Below are 16,175 nucleotides of genomic sequence, written 5' to 3'. Positions count from 1 at the left end.
TTACCTACAACTGCGCCAATGGGGCGGACGCTGCCGAGAGGCCCGCCCCGCGGAGAGTTCAGCTACCCGTTTCCACCACCCGGCCGTTGAGCGGCTGGACCGGACGGGCATTCATGGCATACAGCTTGCGAAACGCCGCCAACTGGGCCTTCGAGATCTCGGCCTGCTGTTTCAGCACCTGCCAGTGCACCCCTTCGCTGCAGGGCGGCGTGGTCAGCGAACCGGTATAGGCGTAATAGGCATGCCGGTTCGGGAGCGCCGCCCCGATATCGATGTCGGCGGCCAACGCGTGCTGCTCGCCGGCCTTGGCGGGCAATCCGGCGAAGACCTGCTTGAGCGCCGCGTTCTCCTTGCCCAGCTTGAACAGCACCGCGACCACGGCCAGTTCGCCGCCTTCGCTCCGGTGCACGAGGTGGGCAACCAGCGGATAGCGCTTGCCATCGATGGTTTCCTCGCTCGGCGTGTGGAAGTGGAACTGCACCAGCTTGTAGTTGCCCGAGGCGAGTCCGATCGAACCGCCGTCGGCCAGGTTGACCTGTACCGTGTGCCCGTTATTTACGATTTCGCCGGCGCTGGGCGCATAGTGAAAACCGATGGGCGCCAGCGGCGCGCCCTTGGCCGCATGGATATCGATGGGCGATTGCTGCTTGCCCAGCTTGCACGAGGCAAAACCCTGTTCGAGTTCGGCCCAATGCGCAGGACCCTCCTTGCCGGAATACGTCCAGTGTGCAGGACCCTGCTCGGCGGCCAGGACGCCGGCCATGCCCGCGAGCAGGCCGACAGTCAGTACTGCCGCCTTGATTGTCTTGAATGTCATGGAACCCTTTTTAGCCCAGCGGGCGTCGCGTTTCCGGACCATCCCGAAAACATGCTCAGGCTATGCAATGCAGCGTTAAGGTTCCGTTAGTTCGGCGTAGTGTTCCCGTTAGCTCTCCAGGCAGGTAAGCGGCCGCTGGCCCGTGAGCATGGAGGGCGCAGGCTATTCGTAGCGCAGGCAATCTACCGGCAGCAAGCGCGACGCCCGCCGCGCCGGATAAAACCCGAAGAACACCCCCACGGCGCTCGCAAAACCGCAGGCCACCAGCACACCCTGGAAGGTCAGGTAGACATCGAACTTGCCCGTCGACGTGATCGCCGCCGCCCCGCCCATCGCAATGGACACGCCCACCAGGCCGCCGGCCACGCAGATCACCACCGACTCCGCCAGGAACTGCAGCAGCACGGCGCTGGGCCGCGCCCCGATCGCCATGCGGATGCCGATCTCGCGGGTGCGCTCGGTCACCGACACCAGCATGATGTTCATGATGCCGATGCCGCCCACCAGCAGCGAGATCGCGCCGATCAGCCCGAGCAGCATCGCCACGCCCGCGCTGATCTTGTTGGCCGTTTCCGCGAACGACGCGATGTTCTGCACGCGGAAGTCGTCCGGGTCGTCGAGGCGGATGCGGTGGCGGTCCCGCAGTGTTTCCTTGATGTCCAGGACGGCGTCCTCCAGGGGCAGGTCGGGACGGCCCTGGGTCGCGATGTAGTGGACGTTTTGCGGGAAGGGCGTGCGGATCAGGCAAGCGCTAATCGACACCAGCACCAGCACCAACACCAGCCTGGCCAGGTTGGCGCCGTCGATCTGGCCGCTCCTCTCTAGCCAGTACGCCGATCACCTTAGAGGAAGCCTCGTTGCTGGGGCTGAGCTTGAAGCTGCCCGGGAGTGCGGACACCGCGCCTGTGAGGCCGAGCAGCTCCTCGAGGGCCGCCGCGTTGGACAGCGACAGTGAAGCCACAGCATCGGTGGGGCCACTTGGCTGCGGTCGCTGTCCGGCAAGACGTAGGCCATGTCGGTGCTGAGCGCCTGCGATTCTTTGGTAATGAAGCGCAGCATGCTGCGCCGATCACTAGAAGCACCACCACCGAGGCGATGCCGATAAGAACGCCGAGCATGTGCAGCCCCGTGCGCAGGCGGTTGGCTGCCATGGATCGGAAGGATGGATTAAAGATCTCGGGAGCGCCACGCTCTCGGCCTCGCTCATCCGCTAGATCAGCTTGAAATTCTGGAATACGAAGCCGATGCTTCGGTTGGAGAGGTCGCCTGCCGGGCGCGCGACAGCGAGTGCAAATCGACGCCATCGAGTATATAGCTGCCGCCGGTTGTCTAGTCCGAGCAGCCCGAAATGTTAAAGATAAACCACCTCGGCTCCTATATGCCGTCATAGCGATGTTGAGCCCCTAATTAGGCGATGGATCTCAACAGGGGGCGGGCGCGCGCGGCTGGACGCCGCGGAATGCTGACTAATTACGTCGAAACGCGCGCAGTGTACTGGAAGGTCAAGTAGTGGGGCGATGCTCAAGCAAATTTTCAATCAGCGCCCCGCTCCTCATCGATTTGGCGATCAACTGATTTGATAGCTCATCCATATGCGCTTTGTTCCGTAGTGATATCTCGCGTTCTTCTACTAAAATAGCTATAAATTCATCTACTGTGCCTTCAGAATTTTCGGGATCTTCAATATAACGTGTGAAGTTCATTAATCTACTGAAATTAATCCATGTATCGTTCAATATTTGCTTGCACTTATAAACAACTGAAATTTCCTCACTTGTTAATGCTTGAGGCAATAATGGCATATTCAGGGACAAGCACTCGGCATATTTGCCTACGTCCGATTTCGCCTTTTCATAAAAAACTGGCCATCTTGCTTCGTGCATCTCACGATATACTTTGTAGCTTGAAATCTCTGTATTTGCTTGGCGAACTTGATATTCAAAATATGATGCTGCTTCTTCAGCTCGAATATTTGTAAAATCTGTCAACTCTTTTAAGCTTGCTGTCGAGAGATAGTGAGCTTGGTTAAGCAGCAGGATGCTTTCTACCCGTCTTTCTAGAAATTTTGACTGTTGGGCTCCGAGGACTTCAAGTTGGGACTTAAAGTGTGTGACTTCAATTTGTAGTTCTCGATTTAAATCGTTTTTCTGTTGCTCTAATTTGCTGAGCAGTTCACTATTTCTCTCAGCTAAACTAAAAGCATATCGTGAGTCAATTTTCTTAAATATCCACGATTGAAAAAACTTAGCTGCTATTGCCAGTGTGAATCCAGCGCCAATTAGGGCGGAAAACACTGATCTTAATATTTCGGAGAACTCAGGCATTGTTGATATGGTGGGCGATGAGAATTAAATATTTGTAAATTTAAGCGATTTCGTTCGCAACATCAAGCCTCTATTTGTGCAGTAATTTGGGCTAAATTCAACCTCGGTGCTTGGTAGTTATAATTGGGAGGCTAATTGATGAAAAACATTAAATTCGTATCAATTAAAGAATACACCCACCACTAGTGGGTGTATAAGATGACAATATTTAAAGACCTAATTCAGTAAGCGAAGCGTCTGGTTCTAATGGAAATTTTTAATTGGTCTTTTTTGGAAAGGCCAACGTGTTCATCAGTCAAGATGTAAGCCTCACGATTCAGCGGAACTGTTTAATGTCCCAAGTCATGCTGTAAGTTGCGATAGAAATCATTTGCCGAACGCTTCAACGACTCGTTGATTGCTTTAAAGTCTTCTGCTGAATAGTTCCGGCTAAGGACGGTAGTGCGCGCTTTGGAACCCAGCATCTTTACTTGACGAGCATATTTGTCAAGTTCAGAGTCATTCTTCAGATAAGGCCATTTCTGTAAAAATTCTGGAAGGCTTGCAACGTAGCCCACATACGTAGCCAGAGGAAATCCTTTTTCAGTCGCAATTCCAATCTCCCAAGGCACCCACTGTGATGTGGCAGTTAGAGGTGAGACTACCGCAAGTAAGCTATCGCAACTGTCCATCTGACGACGAACATGTTCCGCCAATTCTGGACCGTCGTAGACGCCAATCTGTGGATCAATTACGTCAAGGTATGTATCGATATGGTGAACATTACGCAAGCGATCGGAAATTTCCTTTGCTTTTAATGCATCTTCTTTTTTGTGGGAAATGAATACTTTCATATTATTGCCATTTCATTTTTTTTGGTGTGGAGAATTTGTGATTTAGCTGGAGCTAAATCCTTTTCATTTCAGCAAGCTTTCGATAATGTGCGCCTAATGCAGTTAGTTTGCAACCAGTGGAATTTATAGCCGCGTAATACATGTGCTCTGCCCCTACCGGAATGATTAACCCGTGTCGATTGCATAATTGAAGTTCTTTAAAAATTCGGACATTTTCGTCATTGACAGGCATTGATTTATATATCTCGGGAACATTTAATCGATCTGGCTCATAGCTCGGATCGAGTGAGTACACACTTGTGGGATCGGCGAAATACTTTGGCAAATTACGCAAGGTAGCCAAAGGAATTTTTGGTGCCACCTCGCGCAAGGTAACAAATGTATGCACGTTCGCCTTATAGATCGGACGTTGTTCCCATGGTCCAAGGGTTTGGTCTACCAGTGAGTATAGGGCTGCTGGGGTGACGCGTCCACAAATATCAGCTGAACTACCTGCCAATCCATCTAGTAAAAGGTCGGTGAACAAGCCGCGACCATTTTGTTCACTAGCCGTGCCGTCTCGATGGCATGCGGTGAGAATTGTAACTCCTGTTCCTAGCGCGGAAATTTGGGCATTTCCTAAGCTTGGAATTTCGCCAATATAGCCAGAGTGGCAACTGTCAAATATAATTACTGTAGACTTTATCCGGGGGTAGGCTTCATTTGCCTTGCCGATTATTTCGGTAAGCGACATTCCCCAAGCGCCACGGGTTCCATTTTGCGCTACTATATAACCAGCATTTGTATCCGGATTGATGATCCCATGGCCAGCAAAAAACAAAACTGCGGTGTCAGCATCGCCAGTAAAAAGGCTTGCTACTTCTTCGTGCAGCACTGCAGAGGTTACTTCTACATCATTACTTGTGATTTTGCGTACCGAAAAATTTGGCGATCCATCGCCATTCGTTTCTAGTGCCATTGCAATTGCTATCGCATCATTAACGCACCCGCGAAGAGGCGCAGTCGGATAGTCATCGATACCGATTACTAGAGCTTTCTTCATTAGCGTCCTCCATGAATCAATGTTTTTAAATTTTCCCAAGTCCAGTTATACATTTGGTCCGAGCTCTTGGCTGCTGCCGGTTTAATATTTATTTTTTCTTTGTAGCCGGCCAAAAGGAAATATGGAACACGTTCACTTTGGGCTATTTCAAGCTCTGCACTTACTCCAGTTGCTGTATTTGTATGCTCTCCACAAATCACGATAACTATGTCGACAGATCGGATTCGGTCGCGGGCTTTCTCCTTCCACTTATAGTCAATGTGCTCTTTAATAGACCAGTCTGCTAAGTCGAATGGACTATCCTCGAGTTTAGATTGCCCGATAAGGAACGTTTTTAGTATTGAATCGTGATCATAATCGAAACTTATAAACACCCGTTTTTTGGTCATTCTAATTCCTAATAATTTATTAGTTTATGCGGATTTTTAGGCATCTAAATTCAAAACAAAAAGGGACTTTTGAATGGAGGTGCTGGAGCTTTACACTACCATGCTTTGCGATCGCAAAATTCATCAAAGGTAACCAAAGTATTTCTAACAAAAAATAAATGTTAAATATAAGCGCTAGTGTGATCGGATTCATTCATACCGCAGGCAATCCACCGGCAGCAAGCGCGACGCCCGCCGCGCCGGATAGAAGCCGAAGAACACCCCCACGGCGCTCGCAAAACCGCAGGCCACCAGCACCCCCTGGAAAGTCAGGTAGACATCGAACTTGCCCGTCGACGTGGTCGCCGCCGCCCCGCCCATGGCAATGGCCACGCCCACCAGGCCGCCGGCCACGCAGATCACCACCGACTCCGCCAGGAACTGCAGCAGCACGGCGCTGGGACGCGCTCCGATCGCCATGCGGATGCCGATCTCGCGAGTGCGCTCGGTCACCGACACCAGCATGATGTTCATGATGCCGATGCCGCCCACCAGCAGCGAGATCGCGCCGATCAGCCCGAGCAGCATCGCCACGCCCGCGCTGATCTTGTTGGCCGTTTCCGCGAACGACGCGATGTTCTGCACGCGGAAGTCGTCCGGGTCGTCGAGGCGTATGCGGTGGCGGTCCCGCAGGGTTTCCTTGATGTCCAGGACGGCGTCCTCCAGGGGCAGGTCGGGACGGCCCTGGGTCGCGATGTAGTGCACGTTCTGGGGGAAGGGCGTGCGGATCAGGTTGGCACTGGCCGCGGTGATCGGCACCAGTACCAGCTCGGCCAGGTCCGAGCCGTCGATCTGCTTGCCTTCGCCGGCGAGCACGCCGATCACCTGGAAGGCGGCGTTCTCGATGCGGATGTAGCGCCCCAGCGGGTCGGTCTTGTAGAAGAACTGGTCGGCCACCTTCTGGCCGATCACCACCATGCGTGCGGACGCGCGGATGTCGGCTTCGCTGAAGCTGTTCCCGTGGTCGAGCTTCCAGTTGCGGATCTTGAACATGGCCGGCGTCACGCCCAGCACCATGCTGTTCGCCGTCTCGTTGCCGGCGCTGAGCTTGAAGTTACCCTGCAGGGCCGGGGCCGCGGCGACCAGGCTGGGCAAGCCGTTCAGGGCCGCTGCATCCGACAGCGATAACGAGGGCACGGCGCCGGCGCGGGCGCGCTGGGCGGCGGTACGGTCGCCGCCCGGCATCACGTAGAGCATGTTGGTGCCGAGCGCCTGCAGCTCCTTGCCGATGAAGCGCTGCATGCTGTCGCCGATCGCCAGCAGCAAGACCACCGAGGCGATGCCAATGATAATGCCGAGCATGGTCAGCGCCGTGCGCAGGCGGTTCGCCGCCATCGAGCGGAAGGATTCGACCAGGACCTGGATGAAGTTCATGCCACCACCTCCGCATGCGCGGCGCTCAGGACGCGCAAGCCTTCCGGCGCGGGGCCGTCGTAGAGCACGCGCCCGTCCTTCAGGCGCACCAGGCGGCGGCTGTAGGCGGCGACGTCCGGCTCGTGGGTCACCAGGACGATGGTGATGCCGCGCTCCTTGTTCAGCTGGCGAAAGCTCGACATGATGTCGTCGCTTGTCTGCGTGTCGAGGTTGCCGGTCGGCTCGTCCGCCAGCAGCATCGGCGGATCGGTGGCGAGGGCCCGGGCAATCGCGACGCGCTGCTGCTGGCCGCCGGAGAGCTGGCTCGGGGTCCGCTTGGCCAGGCCGCCCAGGCCGACGCGCTCGAGTTCCTCTACAGCGCGCGCATAGGCCTTGCCGCGGCTGACTCCTGCATAGATCAGCGGCAGCGCCACGTTCTCGGCCACGTTCATCCGCTTGATCAGGTTGAAGCTCTGGAACACGAAGCCGATGCTGCGGTTGCGGATGTCGGCCAGCTGGGCGCGCGACAGCGAGCGGGTGTCGACGCCGTCCAGCAAATAGCTGCCGCCGGTGGCCTGGTCCAGGCAGCCGAGGATGTTCATCAGGGTCGACTTGCCGGAACCCGACTGGCCCATGACCGAGACGAAGTCGCCGCGCATGACCTGCATGTCGATCCCGTGCAGCACCCGAGTCTCGACGCTGCCGCTGGTGTAGGTCTTGGTCACGCCCTGGATATCGATCAGGGGCGCCATCAGATGTCATCTTCCTGCTGCTGCACCAGCGTGCGCGTGACGATGCGGTCGCCCGTCTTGAGGCCGCCGCCCAGCACTTCGGTATAGCGGAAGTTCGACAGGCCGGCGCGGATGTCCACGGGCTGCGGCTGGTTCTTCGCGTCGAGCCGGTAGACCTTGAACATGCGCGCAGTCTCGTTCGGGCTGCGGAAGGCAAGGTCGTCGTCCGTCGCCGATGCCGGCGCCAGGGCCACGGTCTTGACTGCGCCCTTGTTCTTTTCTTTCTCCAGCTTGCGCTGCTTTTCCAGCTCTTCTTCCGGCAGGGTGAAGCGCAGGGCGGTGGTCGGGATACGCATCACGTTGGCGCGGTTGGCCACCACCAGGCGCACCTGGGCGGTCATGCCGGGTTTGAGCATCTCGTCCTTGTTGTCGACGTCGAGCACGACGTTGTAGGTCACGACGTTCTGCACCACGTTGGCGGCCAGGCGGAACTGGCGCATGGTGGCGTGGAATTCGCGGTCCGGATAGGCGTCGACCACGAAGCGGGCCGGCAGGCCGTCTTTCAAGGCGCCGACGTCGGCTTCCGAGACGCTGGTATCGATCTGCATCTTGGTCAGGTCGCGCGCGATCTGGAACAGGTTCGGCGTGGTGAACGAGGCAGCCACGGTCTGGCCCAGGTCGATGGTGCGCTTGATGATGACGCCGTCGATCGGCGAGCGGATCACGCTGTTGTTCAGGTCCGCCTGGGCGCGCTCGAGCTGGGCCTGCGCCAGCTGGATGTTGGCCCGGGCGACGTCCACTTCGCGCCGCGACTGGTCGAGCGCCACGCTGGACACGAAGCTACGGCTCACCAGCTGCTCGTTGCGCTGGAAGTTGGCCTGCGCCAGCCGCTGCGAAGCCTGGGCCGACGCCAGGCTGGCCTGGGCCTGGCGCACCTGGGCATTGAAGATGGTCGGATCGAGCTTGAGCAGCACTTGGCCCTTGCTGACGCGGTCGTTGAAGTCGACGTTCAGTTCGACGACGGTGCCGGAGACCTGCGACCCGACATTGACCAGCGCGACCGGGTTGATGGTGCCGGTGGCGGTCACGGTCTGGTTGATGCTGCCCATGTCCACCGCAGTGAAGCGGTATTTCGGCGGCGGCACGGCCTCTTCTGCCTTGGGGCCCAGCCAGGCGTAGCTGGAGCCGGCCACCACGATCAATCCAGCTGCAATCGCCACGCGTTTTTTCGTCAGGAGTTTCATTCGAGGAGTCCGTTCAGCCAGCAGGAAAAAATCCAGTTTGATGCAGTAATGCAATCATTGCAATGCATGGTGCATCGACTGGCAAGCTGGTGGGATGAAACGACGTTTTCGCGGTATGGACGGTGCGATCCGCTAGAATGGCGTCTTTCTTCTCTCCCCTCACAAGCATCATGACCCAGGACGAACTCAAGCAAGAAGTAGCCCGCGCAGCCATCCAGTACGTGGTGGAACGCGAGATCATTGGCGTGGGCACCGGCTCGACCGCCAACTTCTTCATCGACGAGCTGGCCCAGATCAAGGACCGCATCAAGGGCACCGTGGCCTCGAGCGAAGCGACCGCGGCGCGCCTGCGCGGCCACGGCATCCCGGTGTTCGACCTGAACGAGGTCACCTCGATGGCGGTCTACATCGACGGCGCCGACGAGATCACCGCCAGCGGCGCCATGATCAAGGGCGGCGGCGCGGCGCTGACGCGCGAGAAGATCGTGGCCTCGGTGGCGAAGCGTTTTGTGTGCATCGCCGATGGTTCGAAGCTGGTCGAGACCCTGGGCAAGTTCCCGCTGCCGGTCGAAGTCATCCCGATGGCGCGTGCGGTTGTGATGCGCAAGCTGGCAGAACTCGGCGGCGAGCCGCGCCTGCGCACCAAGCCAGGCAGCAATGACGCCTTCATCACCGACAACGGCGGTGAGCTGATCGACGTGGTCGGCCTGACGATCACCGACCCGGTGGCGCTGGAAGAAAAAATCAACCAGATCGTCGGCGTGATCGCGGTTGGCCTGTTCGCCAAGGCGGGCGCGGATGTCTGCCTGCTCGGCACCGCCGAAGGCGTGAAGACCCTGACTTTCTAAGCTTTAAGCGGAGAACGACTGATGAAGCATGCGCTGGCGCTGGTGGCGGTATCGACGGCCGTGTTGTTGAGCGGCTGTTCCCTGTTCAGGAGCACCATGCAGCCGGCGCCGATGGCCGTGGCGGCTGCGAGGCCGGCCGCGCCTGGACTGACCGACGGTAACGGCGCGCCAATCGAGCGCGTGCCCTTCCGTACCGGCGTGTCGTCGGCGACGGTCGAGAAGATGGCGAAGGCGCAGGGCTGCACAGGCGGGCAGGGCGCGGGCTTGATGACGGAGGCGGGGCCGGTGGAGGTGTACCGGATGCGCTGCGAGGATGGGGCGATGCGTGGGAAGGTATTCCAGGCGCGCTGTGAACTGCGGCAGTGCGTGAAGATGTAGTTGGCGGTGGTGCTGGCGTAGGGTGGGCAGATTCTGCCCACGCGTTCACATCACGTTTGCATTGACGCGCCGCGACTGATCAACCCGACGTTGAACGCGTGGGCAAGAGACTTGACCACCCTACGGAAAGCGAACACTTACGCCGTCGGCGGCACGTAACCCACAGCCGCATCGGCGCCATCACCGAAGAAATGCTTTTCCATCTGCGTGGCCAGGTATTTGCGGGCGCGGTCGTCGGCCAGGTTCAGGCGGTTCTCGTTGATCAGCATGGTCTGGTGCTTGAGCCAGGCTTGCCAGGCTTCCTTCGACACCGACAGGTAGAGTTTCTTGCCCATCTCGCCTGGGACCGGCGGGAAGTCCAGGCCTTCGGCTTCCTTGTTCAGTTTGATGCATTGGACGGTGCGGGCCATCGTGTACTCCTGTGATTCTGTTGGAAAGCGGTCAGTGTAAGACCGTTATTATAAGGTTTTGATCAAAACCTGTGACCGGCGCTGCCAGTTGTACATGTGCTGGCGATCCTTCGGCAGGTCGTCCACCGAGGCCGGCACGAAGCCGCGCTTCTTGAACCAGTGCGAGGTGCGGGTGGTCAGCACGAACAGCTTGGTCAGGCCGGCGGCGCGGGCGCGGTTTTCCATGTGCTTGAGGATGCGCTCGCCGTCGCCCTGGGTCTGGGCTTCCTGGCTCACGGTCAGGCAGGCCATCTCGCCCATCTTCGATTCCGGGAAGGGGTAGAGCGCGGCGCAGCCGAAGATCACGCCGTCGTGGTCGATGACGGAGAACTGGTCGATTTCGCGTTCGATCAGCTCGCGGCCGCGGTACACCAGGGTGCCGTCGGCTTCCAGCGGCTCGATGAGCTTGATAATTCCGCCGACGTCCTCAATTGTGGCCTGGCGCAGGCTTTCCAGGTTCTCGTGGCTGATCATGGTGCCCACGCCGTCGTGGGTGAACAACTCGAGCAGGGCCGAGCCATCCATCTCGAAGGGCACCACGTGCACGCGGTCCACGCCGCTGTTGCAGGCTTTCACGGCATGCTGCAGGTAGAAAGCGGCGTCCGGCGGCAGAAAGCCGGCCTGCAGCACGGCTTCTGCCTGGTGCGAGGACAGTTCGCGGATCTCGGTGTCGGCCGCGTCGACCATCATCGGGGTTTCGGTGATGAAGATCAGCTTATCGGCGTGCAGGGCGATCGCGGTCGATGCGGCCACGTCTTCCATGGTCAGGTTGAAGATCTCGCCGGTGGGCGAGAAGCCCAGCGGCGAGAGCAGCACCAGGCTGTCTTCGGTCTGCAAAATGGGGTGGATTTTCTCGGCCGCGATCTTGCGGGTCACGCCGGTGAGTTCGAAGTCGACGCCGTCGATCACGCCAAGCGGGCGCGCAACGACGAAGTTGCCCGATACGATGCTGATCTGGGCGTGCGACATCGGGGTGTTCGGCAAGCCCTGGCTGAAGGCAGCCTCGATGTCGAGGCGCAGCTCGCCGGCGGCTTCCTTCGCGCATTCGAGCGCGGCGGTGTCGGTGATGCGGATGCCGTTATGGAAACGGCCTTCGACGTTACGCAGGCCAAGCTGCTCGGCTACCTGGGGCCGCGAGCCGTGCACCAGCACCACGCGGATGCCGAGCGCCACCAGCAGGGACAGGTCTTGCGCCAGTACCGGCAGGGCGCCGGAGGCGACCAGCTCACCCGGGAAGGCAACAACGAAGGTCTTGCCGCCAAAGGCGTGAATGTACGGCGCGACAGAGCGCAGCCACTGGACGAATTGGGTAGGATTTTCCATTTGCCGCATTATAATTCGCTGCGCGACGTGCGCACCAAATACCTTGTAAAAACTAATGTCTGAACAGAGTAACAAGCCTTCGCCTCCATCGGCGCGCGCCGCTTCCCCGACTACCCCTGCTACCGAGCCGCGCACGCCGCGCCCGGAGGGTGAACTGCGCGCGCCGATGACGCAGACGCGCGACGGCGAATTGCAGACCAAAGCGCCGCGTGGCGAACCGCGCAACCCACCGCGCGCCCCGCGTGCCGAGGGAGAGAGGCGTCCCGCCAAGCCACAGGGTGAACGCAAGCCGAACCCGCCGCAGCCGCAGCGCGCACCGCGCCAGCCGGGCGAAGCGCGCGGTGAAGCCAGGCCGCCGCGTCCCGAAAAAGGCGAGCGCCCGGAAGAGGGCCGCACCCCGCCGTTCCGCACACCGCTGCCGCCGATCGTCTACCCGGAAGATTTGCCGGTCTCCGGCCGCCGCGCCGAAATCGCCAAGGCGATTTCCGAGAACCAGGTCGTCATCGTCTCGGGCGAAACCGGTTCGGGCAAGACCACCCAGCTGCCGAAGATCTGCCTGGAGCTGGGCCGCGGACAAAAGGGCCTGATCGGCCACACCCAGCCGCGCCGGATCGCGGCCTCGAGCACCGCCAAGCGCATCGCGCAGGAACTCGGCTCGCCACTGGGCGAGCACGTGGGCTTCAAGGTGCGTTTCACCGACACGCTGCAGCGCGGCGCCTCGGTCAAGCTGATGACCGACGGTATCCTGCTGGCCGAGACCCAGACCGATCCGCTGCTGCGCAACTACGACACGATCATCATCGACGAGGCGCACGAGCGCAGCCTGAACATCGACTTCCTGCTCGGCTACCTCAAGCAGCTGCTGCCGCGCCGGCCGGACCTGAAGATCATCATCACCTCGGCGACCATCGACGCCGACCGCTTCTCGCGCCACTTCGGCACGCCGGGCAAGCCCGCGCCCGTGATCGAGGTGTCGGGCCGCCTGTACAAGGTGGAGGTGCGCTACCGCCCCGTGGACCGCGATCCCGTCACGGCCACCAATACCAGGCCGGGCGAGGCGCCGCAGGGAGGACCGAGCAAGGCGCAGGCCGCGCGTGAGAAGCGCGACCTGATGGAAGCGGTGGTCGACGCGGTCGATGAGCTGTGCCGCATCGGCTCGGGCGACGTGCTGGTGTTCCTGCCGGGCGAACGCGAGATCCGCGATTGCGCGGAAAGCTTACGCAAGCACCATCCGCCGCATGTCGAGATCCTGCCGCTGTTCGCGCGCCTGTCGGTGGAAGACCAGGACCGCGTCTTCAAGACCACCAATGCGCGCCGCGTGGTGCTGGCCACCAATGTGGCCGAGACCTCGCTGACGGTGCCGGGCATCCGCTACGTGGTCGACACGGGCCTGGCGCGCGTGAAGCGCTACAGCTTCCGCAACAAGGTCGAGCAGCTGCAGGTCGAGCCGGTGGCGCAGTCCTCGGCCAACCAGCGCGCCGGCCGTTGCGGCCGTGTGGCCGACGGCGTCTGCATCCGCCTGTACGAAGAAGACGATTTCAACAAGCGCCCGAAATTCGCCGACCCGGAGATCCTGCGCTCGTCGCTGGCCTCGGTCATCCTGCGCATGAAGTCGCTGCACCTGACGGATGTCGAGACCTTCCCCTTCATCGAGCCGCCCCAGGGCCGCGCGATCGCGGACGGCTACCAGCTGCTGCAGGAAGTCGGCGCCGTCGACGACACCAACGAATTGACGCCGCTGGGCCGCAAGCTGGCCAAGCTGCCGCTCGACCCGCGCGTGGGGCGCATGATCCTGGCCGCGGTCGACAACGACTGCCTCACCGAGATGCTGATCGTGGCCTCGGCGCTGTCGACGCAGGATCCGCGCGACCGCCCGATCGAATACCAGCAGCAGGCCGACGAGAAGCACAAGAAGTTCGCGGACGAAAAGTCCGAGTTCCTCAGCTACCTGAAGATCTGGGCCTGGTTCGAAGACGCCATCGAGCACAAGAAGACCAACCGCCAGCTGCAGGAAAACTGCCGTGCCAACTTCCTGTCGCAGCTGCGCCTGCGCGAGTGGCGCGACGTGCATTCGCAGCTGCTGACGGTGGCGCGCGAGCAGGGCTGGCGCCTGAACGCGGCCCCGGCCACCTACGACCAGCTGCACCTGGCGCTGCTGACTGGCTTACTGGGAAATATCGGCTTCAAGGCCGAGGACGAGCCGGTCTTCCTGGGCGCGCGCGGCATCAAGTTCCATATCTGGCCGGGTTCCTACCTGGCGAAGAAGCCGGGGCGCTGGGTGATGGCGGCCGAACTGGTCGAGACCACCCGCCTGTATGCGCGCACCATTGCGCAGATCCAGCCCGAGTGGGTGGAAAAGGTGGGCGCGCACCTCTTGAAAAAATCCTGGGGCGAGCCGCGCTGGGAAAAGCGCCAGGCGCAAGTGACGGCGCTCGAGCGCGCGACGATGTACGGCATCGTCATCTACAACAACCGCCGCATCAACTACAGCCAGTACAACCCGGTGGAAGCGCGCGAGATCTTCATCCGCGATGCGCTGGTCGCGGGCGACTACGAGACGCGTGCGCCGTTCTTCGCCCACAACCACAAGCTGGTCAAGGAAATCGAGAACCTCGAACACAAGTCGCGCCGCCTGGACGTGCTGGTGGACGAGCAGCTGATCGCCGCCTTCTACGACAAGGAGATTCCGCAGACGGTGGTGAACGGCGCGGGCTTCGAGAAGTGGTACAAGGATGCCTCGCGTGAGAACCCGAAGCTGCTGTACCTCATTCGCGAAGAGCTGATGCGGCACGAGGCGGCGGGCGTGACCACCGACCTGTTCCCGAAGACGATGAACGTCACCGGCATCGAGATGGGGCTGAGCTACCACTTCGAGCCGGGCAGCCTGCGCGATGGCGTGACCCTCGCCGTGCCGCTGTTCGCGCTGAACCAGATTCCCCAGGAGCGCGCCGGCTGGCTGGTGCCGGGCATGCTCAAGGAGAAGGTCCACCTGATGCTCAAATCGCTGCCGCAGAAGCTGCGCCGCCACTGCGTGCCGCTGCCGGACTATGCGGCGAAGTTCGTGGAGCGCATCGACCGCGCCGGCACGTTCGGCCGGGGCGACCTGGTGGACGTCCTGATTGCGGACGTGCGCGAGCAGACCGGCGTGAACGTGCTGACCGGCGACTTCAAGCTCGAGACGCTGCCGGTGCACCTGTCGATGAATTTCAAGGTGATCGACGAGCACGGCCGCCAGCTCGACATGGGCCGCAACCTGGCGACGCTGCAGGCGGAGCTGGGCGGCCAGGCGCGCCAGAGCTTCCAGAAGCTGGCGGAAGCCACGCCGTCGGCTGCGCCGGCGCGCCTGCAGCCGGCGGCGCCTGCCGCGGCGCCGGTCGCCACGAAAGGCAAGGGCGGCGCCGGACCGGTGACGAAGCCCTCGGCTGCCGCCGCCCCTGCGGCGGCGGCGCCGGCCGGAGCCAGCCAGCACACCGGCTTGACGACCTGGAGCTTCGGCGAGCTGCCGGAACTGCTGGAAATCACCCAGGGCAAGCTGACCCTGATCGGCTTCCCGGCGCTGGTGGACAAGACCACGCACTGCGACCTGGAAGTCTTCGACGACCCGAACGTGGCGGCGCGCACCCACCGCGTCGGCCTGCGCCGCCTGTTCATGCTGCAATTGAAGGAGCAGCTCAAGTTCGCCGAGAAGAACATTCCCGGCCTGCAGAACATGGGCATGCAGTTCATGAGCGTGGGCTCGCAGGAAGACCTGCGCGACCAGATCATCGCCAAGGCGGTCGATATCGCCTGCCTGCAGGACCCGCTGCCGACCGATGCGGCCTCGTTCAACAAGCGCCGCGACGAAGGCAAGGCCCGCATCGGGCTCCTGATCAACGAAACGGCGCGGCTGGTGGGTTCGGTGCTGGCGGAATTCCACGGCATGCCCAAGCGCATCCAGAGCCTGGCCCCGGCCGTGGCGGCCGACATCCAGGCCCAGCTGCAAGGGCTGGTGCACAAGCGCTTCATCGCGGACACCGAGTACAGCCAGCTGGCGCACTTCCCGCGCTACCTGAAGGCGATCAACGTGCGCCTGGAAAAGCTGCGCGGCAATCCGTCGCGCGACGCGCAGTTGATGGCCGAATGGCAGGGCGTCGCCAACCAGTACCAGCGCACGCTCAAGAACCTCTCCAGCAAGAGCAACGACCCGCGCATGCTGGAGTTCCGCTGGATGCTGGAGGAGTTGCGGGTGTCGCTGTTCGCGCAGGAGTTGAGGACGCCGATGCCGGTGTCGGCCAAGCGCCTGCAGAAGGTGTGGGAGTCGATGATTCGGTGAGCTGTTTCCCTGAAACTGCGGCCGGTAGAGCGTATCGCTCTGCCGGCCGCGTGTCAGGGTCGCTAGTCTTTGTTTTCCGTCGAAGAGTAATGA

At 60.6% G+C, this 16,175-nt stretch carries 14 protein-coding genes; 3 read left to right on the top strand and 11 right to left on the bottom strand.

Annotated elements, in window-relative coordinates:
- Positions 1-58 precede the first annotated feature (58 nt).
- The 9 genes from AC3XQU_RS07805 to AC3XQU_RS07765 all read right to left on the bottom strand — a co-directional run bounded on the left by AC3XQU_RS07805 (position 59) and on the right by AC3XQU_RS07765 (position 8,772).
- Positions 59-817, bottom strand: coding sequence for a carbonic anhydrase (locus AC3XQU_RS07805; RefSeq protein ID WP_489873575.1), 759 nt, complete (start codon positions 815-817; stop codon positions 59-61).
- Positions 818-979: 162 nt separating this feature from the next.
- On the bottom strand, positions 980-1,597 hold the full coding sequence (locus AC3XQU_RS07800; protein WP_489873574.1) for an ABC transporter permease: 618 nt from the start codon (positions 1,595-1,597) through the stop codon (positions 980-982).
- 722 nt (positions 1,598-2,319) lie between these two features.
- Entirely contained in the window at positions 2,320-3,141 is an 822-nt protein-coding gene (locus AC3XQU_RS07795) for a hypothetical protein (protein ID WP_489873573.1), read from the bottom strand.
- Between the two features lie 329 nt (positions 3,142-3,470).
- Positions 3,471-3,974, bottom strand: coding sequence for a toll/interleukin-1 receptor domain-containing protein (locus tag AC3XQU_RS07790; protein ID WP_489873572.1), 504 nt, complete (start codon positions 3,972-3,974; stop codon positions 3,471-3,473).
- Positions 3,975-4,026: 52 nt separating this feature from the next.
- Entirely contained in the window at positions 4,027-5,016 is a 990-nt protein-coding gene (locus tag AC3XQU_RS07785) for a caspase family protein (RefSeq protein WP_489873571.1), read from the bottom strand.
- Positions 5,016-5,405, bottom strand: coding sequence for a TIR domain-containing protein (locus AC3XQU_RS07780; RefSeq protein WP_489873570.1), 390 nt, complete (start codon positions 5,403-5,405; stop codon positions 5,016-5,018). Before AC3XQU_RS07780 ends, AC3XQU_RS07785 begins: the two co-directional genes overlap by 1 nt.
- Positions 5,406-5,594: 189 nt before the next feature.
- Positions 5,595-6,818, bottom strand: a complete 1,224-nt coding sequence (locus AC3XQU_RS07775) for an ABC transporter permease (protein ID WP_489873569.1) — start codon at positions 6,816-6,818, stop codon at positions 5,595-5,597.
- Complete coding sequence (locus AC3XQU_RS07770) at positions 6,815-7,552, bottom strand: ABC transporter ATP-binding protein (RefSeq protein WP_489873600.1); 738 nt, start codon at positions 7,550-7,552, stop codon at positions 6,815-6,817. The genes AC3XQU_RS07775 and AC3XQU_RS07770 overlap by 4 nt, the downstream gene beginning before the upstream one ends.
- Positions 7,549-8,772 (bottom strand): efflux RND transporter periplasmic adaptor subunit, encoded by a 1,224-nt coding sequence (locus tag AC3XQU_RS07765; protein ID WP_489873568.1) that lies wholly within the window; start codon positions 8,770-8,772, stop codon positions 7,549-7,551. Before AC3XQU_RS07765 ends, AC3XQU_RS07770 begins: the two co-directional genes overlap by 4 nt.
- Positions 8,773-8,942: 170 nt before the next feature.
- Here AC3XQU_RS07765 and rpiA point away from each other — a divergent pair, with 170 nt between their 5' ends.
- The gene (gene rpiA, locus AC3XQU_RS07760) at positions 8,943-9,620 is read left to right on the top strand and encodes a ribose-5-phosphate isomerase RpiA (RefSeq protein ID WP_489873567.1); all 678 of its coding nucleotides are present in this window, start codon (positions 8,943-8,945) and stop codon (positions 9,618-9,620) included.
- Positions 9,621-9,641: 21 nt separating this feature from the next.
- Positions 9,642-9,998, top strand: coding sequence for a hypothetical protein (locus AC3XQU_RS07755; RefSeq protein WP_489873566.1), 357 nt, complete (start codon positions 9,642-9,644; stop codon positions 9,996-9,998).
- 137 nt (positions 9,999-10,135) lie between these two features.
- On the opposite strand, the gene AC3XQU_RS07750 is transcribed toward AC3XQU_RS07755, so the two are convergent.
- Positions 10,136-10,408 carry an oxidative damage protection protein gene (locus AC3XQU_RS07750; RefSeq protein WP_091874761.1) on the bottom strand — a complete coding sequence of 91 codons (273 nt, stop codon included), beginning with the start codon at positions 10,406-10,408 and terminating at the stop codon, positions 10,136-10,138.
- Positions 10,409-10,456: 48 nt separating this feature from the next.
- Positions 10,457-11,770 carry an amino-acid N-acetyltransferase gene (gene argA, locus AC3XQU_RS07745; RefSeq protein WP_489873565.1) on the bottom strand — a complete coding sequence of 438 codons (1,314 nt, stop codon included), beginning with the start codon at positions 11,768-11,770 and terminating at the stop codon, positions 10,457-10,459.
- A gap of 55 nt (positions 11,771-11,825) precedes the next feature.
- Between argA and hrpA the strand changes: the two genes are divergently transcribed.
- Positions 11,826-16,082, top strand: a complete 4,257-nt coding sequence (gene hrpA / locus AC3XQU_RS07740; protein WP_489873564.1) for an ATP-dependent RNA helicase HrpA — start codon at positions 11,826-11,828, stop codon at positions 16,080-16,082.
- The last annotated feature ends 93 nt before the right edge of the window (positions 16,083-16,175 follow it).

This window comes from Telluria sp. AZSoR62 (assembly GCF_058111565.1).
This window is presented reverse-complemented; position numbering and strand designations above follow the sequence as displayed.